Genomic DNA, 13,131 nt, shown 5'->3' on the forward strand with positions numbered 1-13,131 from the left:
AGATGCGATGCCGGAATACGAATTTGTCGACGTGTATGTCCCGCGCGGGGTGTCCCGCAAGGAGACGGCACGTCTGCTGACGGACCACGCCGAGTACGGACACTGGGAGTTGCACCGCCTGAGCCTGCTGCGCGACGGCAGCCGCAGGGTGCGGTTGCGCCGGCGGATCATCCGCCAGGTGCGCGCCACGTGGTGAGCTGAGGCGGCCCGAGCCACGGCGGGCCCCGCTCGACGCGAGGCCCGCCTTGTCATGCGCATAGCTGTCAGGCCGCGCCTGGCACACGGCCGTCGCCGGACTACCTGGCCGAGGCCCGTGCCCTGCGGTACAGCACGGCACCCGCGAGCAGCGCGCCCGCGCCCACCGGCAGGACGGTGCCCATCGGCAGTTCGCTGCCGGTCTGGGCGAGTTGCGCCCTGTCGGCCACGGTGACGGAATGCGCGGCCGGGTGGTGGGAGGGAGGCGTGGAGGGCGTACCAGGCGTCTCGGGAGTGCCGGGGTTTCCAGGAGTTCCCGGAGTGTCCGGCGTTCCCGGAGTGCCGGGGGTTCCGGGCGTTCCCGGGTTCCCGGGGTGACTCGGGTGACCAGGGTGGCTCGGGTGTCCCGGGTGACCAGGGTGTCCCGGGTGGCTCGGGTGACCAGGGTGCCCCGGGTGCCTCGGTGTGCCGGGCGGGACCTCCCGGTCGCCGCCGGGAGGCGTGGTGTGGCTCCCGCCGCCGTTGGCGCAGTGGTTGCCCAGGGCCGGGTTGGCCACGCCGATCACGTCGACACTGTTGCCGCAGACGTTGACGGGCACGTCGACCGGCACCTGCACCGTGTTGCCGGAGCCGACGCCCGGCGAGCCGCTGGTGCGCCCCTCGGCGTGGGAGCCGCCGTTGTTCCCGCCCGCGTGGCTGCCGCCCTGCTGGACGCAGGTGTTGCCCGCCGCCGGGTTGAGCAGCCCGACGACGTTGATCGTGTTGCCGCAGACGTTCACCGGCACGTGCACCGGCACCTGCACCGTGTTGCCGGACAGCACGCCCGGTGAGCCGGACGCGGCGCCGGACGCGCCCGCGTCGGCGTGGGCGTAACCGCTCGCCGCGGCGATCACACCGGTGGCCGCGGCCACCGTCATCAGGCCCTTGCGGGTGACCTGTCGCATGTTGCTGAATCCCTGCCTTCGACCTTCTCGAACCTTCCGGAACGCGCGGTCGCACACGTCGGAGTTCCGACGTCGGGACCGCGCCTGCATACCGGTCGGCCCCGGAGCGCATGGCGGGCGCTCCGGGGCCGACGGGTTCAGACCCCCCACGGAGTCGATGGAGTCAGACCCTCACGGGGCGGGGCACAACGTCAGTGGTTGACGCAGGTGTTGCCGAAGGCGGGGTTCAGCAGCCCGATCACCGAGATCGTGTTGCCGCACACGTTCACCGGCACGTGAACGGGCACCTGGATGACGTTGCCGGAAAGGACACCCGGGGACTGCACGGCAGCACCCTGGGCGCCCGAGTCGGCGGCGGCCATCCCGGCACCCGCGAGAACCAGTCCACCGGTGGCGACCGCGGCAGCGACGACCTTCTTGATCATTATTCCTCCTCGTTGGCAAAAGCGATCTCATGTTGCTGATCGCATCACCTGTAACGAGGAGGAACTAATCGGGATACGAGCTTATGGTCGCATTCACCCGTCCCGGTCATTCCCGCACGCACGGTCGAATACCGGGGTCAAGCCGGTGATGACGGACCGGGTGGATCGCAGGACACGCCTCAAGACGCGTCTCAGGACGCGTCGATGAACCGGTCGAGCACGCGCACCCCGAACTTCAGGCCGTCCACCGGAACCCGCTCGTCCACGCCGTGGAACATGCCCGCGAAGTCCAGCTCCGGCGGCAGCTTCAGCGGCGCGAAGCCGAAGCCCCGGATGCCCAGGTCGTCGAAGGACTTGGCGTCGGTACCGCCGGAGAGCATGTACGGGATGGCCTTCGCGGCCGGGTCCTCGGCCAGCAGCGCGGACTGCATCGCCTCCACCAGGGCCCCGTCGAAGGTGGTCTCGACGGCCTTGTCGGCGTGCAGGTCCTCGCGCTTGACCTTCGGTCCCAGGATCCGGTCCAGGTCCGCGAGGAACTCCTCCTCGAAGCCGGGCAGGAACCGTCCGTCGACGTGCGCGGTCGCCTCGCCCGGGATGACGTTGACCTTGTAACCGGCGCCCAGCTGCGTGGGGTTGGCGGTGTTGCTCAGGGTCGCGCCGATGAGCTTGGCGATGCCGCCGAGCTTGGCGATGGTGCCGTCCATGTCCTCCGGGTCGAGCTCGGCGCCGAGCGCGTCGCCCAGTTCGTCCAGGAAGGCGCGGGTGGTCTTGGTCACCCGCACCGGGAACCTGTGCCGCCCGAGCCGTGCCACGGCCTCCGACAGCTCGGTGATCGCGTTGTCCCGGTGGATCATCGAGCCGTGCCCCGCGGTGCCGGCCACGGTCAGCTTCATCCAGTGCATGCCCTTCTCGGCCGTCTGGATCAGGTACAGCCGCCGCTGCTCGCTGACGGTGAAGGAGAACCCGCCGACCTCGCTGATCGCCTCGGTGACCCCCTCGAAGAGGTCCCGGTGCCGGTCCACCAGGTACCGGGCGCCGTACGTGCCGCCCGCCTCCTCGTCGGCGAGGAAGGCGAGCACGATGTCCCGCGGAGGCCTGCGCCCGCTGCGCAGCCGGTCGCGCACGACCGCCAGCGTCATCGCGTCCATGTCCTTCATGTCGACCGCGCCGCGGCCCCACACGCACCCGTCCGCGACCTCGCCGGAGAAGGGGTGGTGGGTCCAGTCGTCGGCGTTGGCCGGTACGACGTCGGTGTGGCCGTGGATCAGCAGCGCGGGCCGGGAGGGGTCCTCGCCCTCGATACGGGCCACCGTGGAGGCCCTGCCCGGGTGCGACTCGAAGATCTTCGGCTCCAGGCCCACCTCGGCGAGCTTCTCGGCGACGTACTCGGCCGCCGCGCGCTCACCCGGCCCCGAGTGGTCGCCGTAGTTGCTGGTGTCGATCTGGATCAGCTCGCGGCAGAGGTCCACGACCTCGTCCTCGCCGGTGACGCCCCTGGCCGTGCCCGTCTCGCTCACGCTGCTTCCTCCCGCTGTGTGCTGGTGGCCACCCCGTGTGCCGGTGGTCCACTCATCCTCCCCCTCCCCCGCGCCAACCCCAAGAGAGCCTCCCGCCCCGGCCCGCGCCCGCGCGGCCTGGGGGCAGGGCAGGTGATCGGACCTGCCCGAAAGCCTGGTAATGTTTCCTTCGTCGCCGCGGGAAGGCCCGCACGACAGACACCTCGTCCGGGTGGCGGAATGGCAGACGCGCTAGCTTGAGGTGCTAGTGCCCTTTATCGGGCGTGGGGGTTCAAGTCCCCCCTCGGACACCACCAGAAGACGGTGTCGACCGCTTGTCGGTCGACACCGTTTTTGGCGTTCCCACCGCGCACCGCACCGGCACACACCGCGTAACCGCCCCGGGCTACACGTGCGCCGCCGCCAGGTGGTCCGTGAACCAGTCCCGGGCCAGTTCGGTCACCGTCTCCAGGGCGCCGGGCTCCTCGAAGAGGTGGGTGGCGCCGGGAACGACGCTGAGGCGGCTCTCGCAGCGCAGACGGGCCTGCGCCTCGCGGTTGAGGCCGATGACCAGGTCGTCGGCACCGCCCACGATCAGCAGCGTGGGGGCGGTCACGTCCGGCAGGCGCGGCCCGGCAAGGTCGGGACGGCCGCCGCGGGAGACCACGGCGGCGATGTCCGCGCCGGGTTCCGCCGCGGCCCGGAGGGCGGCGGCCGCGCCGGTGCTGGCGCCGAAGTAGCCGACCGCCTGCCGCTCGGTGCCGGGCCGGCCGCGCAGCCAGTCGGTGGCGGCGGTGAGCCGGGCGGCCAGCAGCTCGGTGTCGAACACGTTGGCCCGCTCCTCCGCCTCCTCCTCGGTGAGCAGGTCGAACAGGAGGGTGCCTAGGCCGGCCCGGTTCAGGCCCTCGGCGACGAACCGGTTCCGCGGGCTGTGCCGTCCGCTGCCGCTGCCGTGGGCGAAGACCACGACGCCGACGGCACCGGGGGGCACGGTCAGGTGGCCGCCGAGCCGCACGGAGCCGGCCGCCACCTCCACCTCGCGGTCGACGGGGACCCCGCGGGAGCGGGCCGCCGCCCGGCGGAGGCAGGCGACGACGTCCTCGTCGTCGAGCTGGGCGAAGTCGGCGTAGAACTGGCCGACCGCGAAGAAGTCCGGCGGGGTGTCCAGGCACACCAGCTCGTCCGCCTCGCCGCCGAGCCGGTACGTCCAGTCCGGCGGTGCGACGGGGACCGCCAGTACGGTCCGCGCGGCCCCGCGGGCGCGTACCGTCCGGCAGGCCGCGCGTGCGGTCGAGCCGGTGGCCACGCCGTCGTCGACGACCACGACGGTCCGGCCCGCGACGGCGGCGGGCGGCCGTTCGCCCCGGTAGCGCGCGGCACGCCGGTCGAGCTCGCGGCGTTCGCGCTCCTCGACGCGCGCGAGCTCGCCGGGTGTGACGCGCGCCTCGCGCAGCACGTCCTCGCCGAGGACGCGTACGCCGTCCTCGCCGATCGCCCCCATGCCCAGCTCCGGGTGGGAGGGGACGCCCAGCTTCCGTACCAGGCACACGTCCAGCGGTGCGCCGAGGGCGTTCGCGACGGCCTCGGCCACGGGGACGCCGCCCCGGGGCAGGCCTAGCACCACGACGTCCTGGCCTGTGAGGTGGTCCAGGCGGGCGGCCAGCCGCCGTCCCGCGTCGATACGGTCCGTGAAGAGCACCGTGCGGCTCCTTCACTCCCTGGAGGTCCACAGGGGGGCGGGAGGCGTGGCCTCGGGCGCTCCCACCGCGTCGATGTCGCCCGCGGCGGCGCGCAGCAGCTCGCGGCCGAGTGCGATCAGCGCGCGGCCTGCCGCGAGTTCGTCGCCGATCTCGGGCACCGCCCTGTCATACGGATTGCGGCGGGCCTCCGCGCGGGTCTCCATGACGTTGTCGCCGGTGTCCAGGACGATCCGGGCGGTGGTGTCCGGGTCGTGTTCCGAAAGATACAGACTGAGCCGCCACTCCTTGACGGACGGAGGCCGGCTGCCGACGGGTCGAGTCATCGTCCGTGTCTCCTCAACTCCGGTGGGAGGCAAGGCCACGGCGTCGAGGCGACGAGCGACCCGGCGTAGCCTCCGTGCTTCCACTGTGCCTCCCTCACGCCCGTGCCGCACGCCCGTGCCGCACGGGCGCGACGGAGCGGGGGGCGTACGGACAGGGGACGAACCGGGGCAGCGGCCGTACCGGCGGCGGACGGGTGCGCCGCCGCGGGCAGAATGGGGGGCATGACCACGCGTTCCTGCCCGTGCGGGCTGACCGAGCCGTACGAGAGCTGCTGCGGCCGCTATCACGGCGGTGCGGCCGCCGCACCGACCGCCGAGGCGCTGATGCGGTCGCGGTACTGCGCCTTCGTGCGGCGGGACGCGGGATATCTGCTGCGGACCTGGCACCCGCGGACCCGGCCGGCGCGGCTCGACCTCGATCCCGGGATGCGCTGGACGGGGCTGGAGATCCTCGGCACGACGGACGGTTCGGCCTTCCACGGCACCGGGACGGTGACGTTCCGGGCGTCCTACCGCGGCGGCTCGCTGCTCGAACGCAGCCGGTTCGAGCGGGTCGACGGGGCGTGGGTGTACGTGGACGGGGACTTCCCCGAGCAGTGAGGCGAGCGCCGGGCTACGGCGCCAGGACGTCAAGTTCCTGGAGGGCTCCCGTGGTGATCTCGCGGGTCAGCCGCTCGGCGAGGTCCTCGTCGCGGGCCCGGACCGCCTCGGCGAGCTGGACGTGGAGGGTGACGGCCGCGGGGTCGGGCTCCTCGAACATGACCTCGTGGTGGGTGCGGCCCGCCAGGACCTCGGCGACCACGTCGCCGAGACGGGCGAACATCTCGTTCCCGGAGGCGCCGAGGATCACCCGGTGGAAGGCGATGTCGTGGACCAGGTACGCCTGAAGCCGGTGGTGGCCGCGTGAGTTGGCCACCATGCCGAGGGCGCACTCGGTGAGTTCGGCGCACTGCTCGGGGGTGGCGAGCCGGGCGGCCAGGCCCGCGGCGACCGGTTCGACGGCGGAGCGCAGCACGGTCAGCGAGCGCAGTTGCCGGGGCCGGTCGGCGCCGGCCAGGCGCCAGCGGATGACCTGCGGGTCGTAGACGTTCCACTCGGTCCGGGGGAGCACGGTCACGCCGACGCGGCGGCGGGAGGCGACCAGGTGCATGGACTCCAGGACGCGCACCGCCTCGCGCATCACGGAGCGTGATACGTCGAAGCGCTGTGCGAGTTCGTCGGTACGCAGCACGCTGCCCGGCGGGTACTCGCCCGCGGTGATGGCGGGGCCGAGGGTGTCCAGTACGCGGCCGTGCAGCCCTCGGCCCGGTGTGCTCATGCACTCAGCGTACGGGGCGGATCACGATCTCAAAAAGTCAGACTTATATGTCACACACCCTTGAATTAGTCGTACCTATAGGTTTCAGTGTGGCGGACGCCGGATGTCGGCGTCCCATGTCGAGGAAGACAGCGAGGCAGTGATGCGCACCCCCCACGTCGTCGTGGTGATGGGCGTCGCCGGCACGGGCAAGACCACGATCGGTCCCCTGCTCGCCGCCCGGCTCGGCGTTCCGTACGCCGAGGGCGACGACTTCCACCCGCGGGCCAACATCGACAGGATGACGGCCGGGATCCCGCTCCGCGACGAGGACCGGTGGCCGTGGCTGGATGCCATCGGCGCCTGGGCGCACGGGCGGGCGGGGCTCGGCGGGGTGGTGAGCAGCTCGGCGCTGAAGCGGTCGTACCGCGACCGGCTGCGGGCCGCGGCTCCCGGCGTCGTCTTCGTGCACCTGACGGGCGACCGGAAGCTGATCGAGGACCGGATGGCGCAGCGTCAGGGGCACTTCATGCCGACGGCGCTGCTGGACTCCCAGTTCGCCACGCTGGAGCCGCTCCAGCGGGACGAGCGGGGCGTCGACGTCGACGTCTCCGGGTCGCCCGAGGAGATCACCGCACGCGCGTTGTCCGCGCTGGACGGCCTCGACAGCTCTTCGCAGTCCGCCGAGGAGCAGCGGCCCTGAGCCGCGGCACCTCACCCCCACGCTCGCCGACTGCGGCACACCTCTCCCCACCGTCCCTCTTCACCAGCAAGGGAACACCGTGACCAGACTCAGCGTCGAGATGCTGGCAGCGGACGCGCCCCCGCCGATCACCTCGGCCGGCCATGCCCAGCTCGGCATCGCCGCACTCGTGGGCATCACCGTCATCGTCCTGCTCATCACCCGGTTCAAGCTGCACGCCTTCCTGTCCCTGACCATCGGAACGCTGGTGCTCGGCGCGGTCGCCGGGGCACCGCTCGACAAGGCGATCGCCAGCTTCACCGCCGGCCTGGGCTCCACCGTCGCCGGCGTGGGCGTGCTGATCGCCCTCGGCGCGATCCTCGGCAAGCTGCTCGCCGACTCCGGCGGCGCCGACCAGGTCGTCGACACGATCCTGGCGAAGGCCAGGGGCCGGGCGATGCCGTGGGCGATGGTGCTGATCGCGTCCGTGATCGGTCTGCCGCTGTTCTTCGAGGTCGGCATCGTGCTGCTGATCCCGGTCGTGCTGATGGTGGCCAAGCGCGGCAACTACTCCCTGATGCGCATCGGTGTGCCGGCGCTGGCCGGTCTGTCCGTGATGCACGGCCTGATCCCGCCGCACCCCGGCCCGCTGGTCGCCATCGACGCGGTCAAGGCCAACCTGGGCGTGACGCTGGCGCTGGGCATCCTCGTCGCCATACCCACGGTGGTCATAGCCGGTCCGCTGTTCGCCAAGGTCGCGGCCCGCTGGGTGGACGTTCCCGTCCCTGAGCGGATGCTGCCCCAGCGCCCGTCGGAGGAGCTCCAGCGGCGTCCGGGCTTCGGCGCCACGCTGGCCACGGTGCTGCTCCCGGTGGTGCTGATGCTGGCCAAGGCCCTGGTCGACATCGTCGTGGACGACCCGGCGAACATGACCCAGCGTGTCTTCGACGTCATCGGCTCCCCGATGATCGCGCTGCTCGCCGCCGTGCTCCTCGGCGTCTTCACGCTGGGGATGCCGGCCGGGTTCAGCAAGGAGCGGATCTCCTCGACCGTCGAGAAGGGCCTCATGCCCATCGCCGGCATCCTGCTGATCGTGGGCGCGGGCGGCGGCTTCAAGCAGACGCTGATCGACGCCGGTGTGGGCCAGATGGTCCTGGACATCTCCAAGGACTGGTCGATCCCGGCGCTGCTCCTCGGCTGGCTGATCGCGGTGGCGATCCGGCTCGCGACCGGTTCGGCGACCGTGGCGACCATCTCGGCGGCCGGTCTGGCCGCCCCGCTCGCGGCCGACATGTCGAGCACCCACGCCGCTCTGCTGGTGCTGGCCATCGGCGCCGGCTCGCTGTTCTTCAGCCATGTCAACGACGCCGGGTTCTGGCTGGTGAAGGAGTACTTCGGGCTGAGCGTCGGCCAGACGATCAAGAGCTGGTCGGTCATGGAGACGATCATCTCGGTGGTGGCGGGCGCCCTGGTGCTGCTGCTGTCCCTGGTGATCTAGGGTCTTTCGTTTGGATCAGGCCGGATCAGGGAGCGGGGTCTGGTGCCGTGGATCGCAAGGCGGAGGAGGGCGGCAGGGCGGAGCCCTGCCAACCGACGACAACGCGGCTGGGGGTGCCCCCTGCTCGAAGAGCTTGGGGGAGCGGTGCCAGACCCCGCGAGCCCGGCATGATCCAAACGAGAGGCCCTAGGGGTACGTGGTCGGGCGGCGGCCGTGACCGGGGCACCACCCGGTCACGGCCGCCGCTTCCGTTCGTGCCCGCGCCGTCGGCTCTCGGGCCCGCGCGGTGGCTTCTACGGCCGCCACAGCGGGTGCTGCTCGTCCGCCCATGCGCGGGTCACCAGGCCGGTGCGCAGGCCGCGGCGTGCCTCCGGGTCGCCGAGGGCCATGCCGATGTGGCCGGCCAGGACGACGCCGATGGTCAGGGCGAGCCAGTCGTGCACGAAGGTGGCGCTGGTGCGCCAGGCAACCGGGGTGAGGTGGGTGAACCACATCATCAGTCCCGTGCCGAGCATGACCAGGCCGGCCCCGGCGATCCAGGCGGCGTAGATCTTCTGGCCGGCGTTGAACTTCCCGGCCGGGCGGGAGGCGGGCCGGCGGTCGCGGCGCAGGGCGGCGCGCAGCCAGACCTGGTCGTGCCGGCCGAAGCGGTTGAGGAAGCGCAGGTCGGCGCGGAAGGCGCGGGAGGCCAGGCCCAACAGGACCGGTACGGGCAGGGCGAGGCCCGCGCACTCGTGGACGCGGACGACCAGTTCGCGCCGTCCGACCAGCTCGGCGAGCTGGGGGATGTACAGACAGGCCGCCGTGACCACGCACACGCCCATGAGCGCGGCCGTGGTCCGGTGCACCCACCGCTCGGCCCGGGTGAAGCGATGGACGCGGGTGCCGGGCGGGGCCGGGGCGTCAGCTCGTAGGGACATCGCTGCGTCCGTTCGAACGGCCGACCCAGGCGTCGACGTCGTAGCCGAGGTTCTCCCAGTAGCCGGGCTCGACGCGGTCGGTGACGGTGATGCCGGAGAGCCACTTGGCCGACTTGTAGAAGTACATGGGGGCCACGTACAGGCGGACCGGCCCGCCGTGCGCGTGGGCCAGGTCCTTGCCCTGCATGCGCAGCGCGACGAGCACGTCGGGGCGGCGGGCCTGGGTGAGGGTGAGGCTCTCGGTGTAGGTGCCGTCGAAGCAGGTGAAGCGGACGGCCCGGGCGCCCGCCCGCACTCCGGCCGCGTCGAGCAGCCGGGAGAGCCGTACGCCCTCGAAGGGGGTGCCGGGCACCCGCCAGCCGGTGACGCACTGGACGTCGCGGACCAGCCGGGTCCGGGGCAGGGCCCTGAGGTCGTCCAGCGTGTAGGTGGCGGGGTGGTCGACGAGGCCGTCGACGGTGAGGCGGTAGTCCGTGGCGTCCTTGTGCGGGACGGAGGCGGCGACCGAGTAGTAGCGGAAGCCGCCGCCGTTCGGCAGCAGGCCGGTCAGACCGGTGGGGTCCTTGCCGGACACCGCGCCGAGCAGGCCCTCCATGCCGCGTTGGAGTGTGGGCGCGGTGGCCACGCCGAGGGCGCCGAGGCCGAGGGTGGCGAGGAAGACGCGGCGGCCGACGGGGCGGCCCTCCTCCTCTGGCCGCCCGTCGTCATGGGGGAGTTCGGGGTTCACGTCTTCATTCGAGCACCCGCGCCCCCCGGGGGCCAGGGATCGCGGGTGCTCGTCAGACTTCCGTCATTGTTTTTCCGTACCCGGGGTCTCCGTACCCGAGGTCTCCGTACCCGGGTTTCCGCACCCGGGCCTAGGAAGCCGTCTCAGCCGTCTCAGCCGCCTCAGCGGTCTCCGCCGCCTCGGCCGCCTTCTCCAGCTGGAAGGCCTCGTTGCCCAGGCCGATGCGGGCGTGCGCCTCCGGCCGGCGGGAGCGCAGTACGGCTCCCTGGACCAGGCCGACGACGAGGGCGAGGCCGATGATGCCGGGCAGCACCCGGCTCAGGAGCGAGCCGGGGCCGGCGTCGACCAGGACGTCGAAGTCCTTGACCGTGTAGGTGGCGATCACCAGCAGGGCCAGGCCGGCCACGGCGGAGGTGACCAGCCGCCAGGCCTGCGCGGCCGCGGCGCCGCGCCGTACGAAGAAGACGATCACCGACACACTGGCCGCCGCCATCAGCACGATGACGCCGAGCGCGCCGAGGTTGCCGAACCAGGTGAACAGGTGCAGCACGGGCGCGGTCGGGTCGCCGGTCGGCTTGTCGTCGGTGACGGCGAAGGCGATCACGATGACCAGCGAGACGACGGTCTGCGAGAGGGACCCGGTCGCGGGCGCGCCGCTGGAGCTTGAGGTGCGTCCGAAGGCGGCCGGGAGCAGGCCCTCGCGGCCCATGGCGAAGGCGTACCGGGCGACGACGTTGTGGAAGCTCAGCATGGCCGCGAACATCCCGGTGACGAACAGGACGTGCAGGACGTCGGTGAAGGTGCCGCCGAGCCGCGACTCGGTCAGGGTGAACAGCAGTCCGGCGCTCTCCTTCTGGGACGTGCCGATGATCGCCGCGGGGCCGGTGGCGATGGTGAGGGCCCAGCTGCTGATCGCGAAGAAGACGGCGACGCCGGCGACGGCGAGGAACATCACGCGCGGGACCAGGACGTGCGGGCGGCTGGTCTCCTCGGCGTACACCGGGGCCTGCTCGAAGCCGAGGAAGGCGGCGATGCAGAAGCACAGCGCGGTGCCGATGCCGGCGCCGGCGAGCGTGTCCGGGTTGAAGGCGTGCAGGGACAGGCCCTCCTTGGCCGGGTCGGCGATCGCGGCCACGTCGAAGATCACGACGAGTACGACCTCGATGACCAGCAGGACGCCGAGCACGCGCGCGTTGACGTCGATCTTCAGCCAGCCGAGCGCGCCGACGACACCGGCGGCCACGAGCGCGGGGATCCACCAGGCGACGGTGAGGTCGGCGTAGGTGGCGAACAGGTTGGAGACCTCGAAGCCGAAGATCCCGTAGATGCCGGCCTGGAGCGCGTTGTAGGCGACGAGGGCGACGAGCGCCGCGCCGGCGCCCGCCGTGCCGCCGAGGCCCCGGGAGATGTACGCGTAGAAGGCGCCCGCGTTGTGGACGTGGCGGCTCATCTCGGCGTAACCGAAGCTGAAGAGGATCAGTACGGTGCCGAGGAGCACGAAGAGCAGCGGCTGCCCGACGATCCCCATCACCGCGAATGTAGTGGGCATGACACCCGCGACCACCATGAGCGGGGCGGTCGCGGCGAGCACGGAGAGCAGCAGACCCCCCGTGCCGAGGCGGTCGGCGCGCAGGGCGCGCTCCTGCCCCTTGAAGGTGCTGATGCCGCCACCGTCGGCGGTGGATCTGTTCGTGCTCGAACTGCCCGTCGTCATCGGGGGTTCGTCCTTTCGGGCGTCGGGGTCGTGGTGCGTACGGGGTTGCTGGGCACTACACCGCACCGAGCGCGGCGGCGCGCGCGATGCGGAAGGCGGTGTACGGATCTCGGTCGGGGTACGCCCACGGCGCCTGGGCGGGATGGTCGCCGATGCGGTGGAACAGGGCGGCGGCCTCGGCACCCCGGCCCTCGCAGTGCTTGGCGTGGGCGAGGAAGTTCAGATCGACCAGGCGACGCGGATGGTCCTCCTGCTCCCACTCCAGCCACCAGTCGAAGGCGGCCTTCATGACCTGCCGGGCCCTGCGGCCCGTCCAGTGCCCGGAGGCGGCCGGGTCGGCCTGCGCGTGTCCCGCGCCGGCCAGGACGCGGTAGCGCTCGGCGTGCGCGACCACCGGGAGCATGGCGAGGGGCGAGTCGGCGGGCGCCTGCTCGGCGGCCCAGTTGGCGAAGTCGTAGACCTCGTGCAGCGGGTCGGGGCCGGCGTCGGCGTGCCGCTCGGCCAGTTGGGCCACCATCAGGTGGTGGGCGTGGTGGTGGTCGGGATGGCGTTGGCGGATCCTGTCGAAGAGGCGGACGACCTCCTCCTCGTCGCCGAGGCCCCGCTCCAGCAGGAGCAGGCCGAGCCAGGGCGTGGGGTCGGCGGGCGCCAGCCCGGCCGCCGTCCGGCAGGCCTCGCGGGCCCGGTCGGGCTTCTCCCTGCCGGAGAGGGCGCCCTGCACCAGGGACATACCGAGCAGGACGGAGGCGTCGGCGGACTCGGGCTCGGCGAGCAGCCAGTCACGGGTCCAGGCCGCGGTGTGGGACTCCTCCGCGAGGACGGTGACACGGTGGCCGCGGCGGTCCCAGTCGTCCTTGGTGCGCACCAGCAGCGAGCGCACCGCCTGCCACCTTCCCTGCGCCAACGCCGCGCGCGCCTCGCGGAGTTCCGTGTCGTCGAGCGCGGTGTCGAAGGCCTGGGCGGCGCGCTTGCGGCCGCGTCCGAGGGGAGGCGGGGGTGGGGACACCGCGGAACTTCCTCACGCGCTCTTTGTTTTCGTGGCCCGGCGCACGCCCCGGGAGCGGCCCCCGTTCGGCTCACCGGCCTCGGCTTGCTCGTCGGTCATCGGCTTGCCATCGGCTGATCACGGACAGCAAACCCCCAGCCAACGCACCCCGTCAAGGGTCAGCCGTGCGTTACACGCGTCAACTGCCGCTGCCCAGGCGCCACT

Annotated in this window: 14 protein-coding genes and 1 tRNA gene; 5 read left to right on the top strand and 10 right to left on the bottom strand. The window is 72.3% G+C overall.

Annotated features, from left to right (window positions below):
- The first annotated feature begins 7 nt into the window (after positions 1-7).
- A complete protein-coding gene (locus tag OIE49_RS08535; protein WP_094055315.1) occupies positions 8-196 on the top strand; it encodes a DUF5703 family protein in 189 nt (62 codons plus the stop codon).
- Between the two features lie 100 nt (positions 197-296).
- Here the strand turns inward: OIE49_RS08535 and OIE49_RS08540 are convergent, their stop codons facing one another.
- From OIE49_RS08540 to OIE49_RS08550, 3 genes are all read right to left on the bottom strand, one after another.
- Positions 297-1,139 (bottom strand): chaplin, encoded by an 843-nt coding sequence (locus OIE49_RS08540; protein ID WP_326801789.1) that lies wholly within the window; start codon positions 1,137-1,139, stop codon positions 297-299.
- Positions 1,140-1,330: 191 nt separating this feature from the next.
- A complete protein-coding gene (gene chpH, locus OIE49_RS08545) occupies positions 1,331-1,564 on the bottom strand; it encodes a chaplin ChpH (protein WP_100567728.1) in 234 nt (77 codons plus the stop codon).
- Between the two features lie 191 nt (positions 1,565-1,755).
- On the bottom strand, positions 1,756-3,081 hold the full coding sequence (locus tag OIE49_RS08550; RefSeq protein ID WP_326801790.1) for a M20/M25/M40 family metallo-hydrolase: 1,326 nt from the start codon (positions 3,079-3,081) through the stop codon (positions 1,756-1,758).
- 205 nt (positions 3,082-3,286) lie between these two features.
- Between OIE49_RS08550 and OIE49_RS08555 the strand changes: the two genes are divergently transcribed.
- Positions 3,287-3,374, top strand: a tRNA-Leu gene (locus OIE49_RS08555).
- Positions 3,375-3,466: 92 nt separating this feature from the next.
- Here OIE49_RS08555 and OIE49_RS08560 read toward each other — a convergent pair.
- Both OIE49_RS08560 and OIE49_RS08565 read right to left on the bottom strand, forming a co-directional pair.
- Entirely contained in the window at positions 3,467-4,759 is a 1,293-nt protein-coding gene (locus tag OIE49_RS08560) for a phosphoribosyltransferase family protein (protein ID WP_326801791.1), read from the bottom strand.
- Positions 4,760-4,771: 12 nt separating this feature from the next.
- Positions 4,772-5,083: a dsRBD fold-containing protein gene (locus tag OIE49_RS08565; protein ID WP_100567725.1), complete on the bottom strand. Its 312-nt coding sequence runs from the start codon at positions 5,081-5,083 to the stop codon at positions 4,772-4,774.
- Between the two features lie 222 nt (positions 5,084-5,305).
- On the opposite strand from OIE49_RS08565, the gene OIE49_RS08570 reads away from it, so the two are divergent.
- Positions 5,306-5,683 carry a YchJ family protein gene (locus tag OIE49_RS08570; RefSeq protein ID WP_326801792.1) on the top strand — a complete coding sequence of 126 codons (378 nt, stop codon included), beginning with the start codon at positions 5,306-5,308 and terminating at the stop codon, positions 5,681-5,683.
- 13 nt (positions 5,684-5,696) lie between these two features.
- On the opposite strand, the gene OIE49_RS08575 is transcribed toward OIE49_RS08570, so the two are convergent.
- Positions 5,697-6,401, bottom strand: a complete 705-nt coding sequence (locus OIE49_RS08575) for a FadR/GntR family transcriptional regulator (protein ID WP_326801793.1) — start codon at positions 6,399-6,401, stop codon at positions 5,697-5,699.
- 142 nt (positions 6,402-6,543) lie between these two features.
- Here OIE49_RS08575 and OIE49_RS08580 point away from each other — a divergent pair, with 142 nt between their 5' ends.
- Positions 6,544-7,083, top strand: coding sequence for a gluconokinase (locus OIE49_RS08580; protein WP_100567722.1), 540 nt, complete (start codon positions 6,544-6,546; stop codon positions 7,081-7,083).
- 79 nt (positions 7,084-7,162) lie between these two features.
- A complete protein-coding gene (locus tag OIE49_RS08585; protein WP_326801794.1) occupies positions 7,163-8,560 on the top strand; it encodes a GntT/GntP/DsdX family permease in 1,398 nt (465 codons plus the stop codon).
- Positions 8,561-8,853: 293 nt separating this feature from the next.
- Here OIE49_RS08585 and OIE49_RS08590 read toward each other — a convergent pair whose 3' ends face one another.
- From OIE49_RS08590 to OIE49_RS08605, 4 genes are all read right to left on the bottom strand, one after another.
- Positions 8,854-9,480: a cytochrome b/b6 domain-containing protein gene (locus OIE49_RS08590; protein ID WP_326801795.1), complete on the bottom strand. Its 627-nt coding sequence runs from the start codon at positions 9,478-9,480 to the stop codon at positions 8,854-8,856.
- Positions 9,464-10,207, bottom strand: a complete 744-nt coding sequence (locus OIE49_RS08595) for a molybdopterin-dependent oxidoreductase (protein WP_326801796.1) — start codon at positions 10,205-10,207, stop codon at positions 9,464-9,466. The genes OIE49_RS08590 and OIE49_RS08595 overlap by 17 nt, the downstream gene beginning before the upstream one ends.
- A gap of 130 nt (positions 10,208-10,337) precedes the next feature.
- Complete coding sequence (locus tag OIE49_RS08600) at positions 10,338-11,921, bottom strand: APC family permease (RefSeq protein ID WP_326801797.1); 1,584 nt, start codon at positions 11,919-11,921, stop codon at positions 10,338-10,340.
- A 55-nt stretch (positions 11,922-11,976) separates the two neighbouring features.
- Positions 11,977-12,927 (bottom strand): hypothetical protein, encoded by a 951-nt coding sequence (locus OIE49_RS08605; protein ID WP_100567717.1) that lies wholly within the window; start codon positions 12,925-12,927, stop codon positions 11,977-11,979.
- Between the last annotated feature and the right edge of the window lie 204 nt (positions 12,928-13,131).

Source organism: Streptomyces sp. NBC_01788, assembly GCF_035917575.1.
GTDB lineage: Bacteria > Actinomycetota > Actinomycetes > Streptomycetales > Streptomycetaceae > Streptomyces.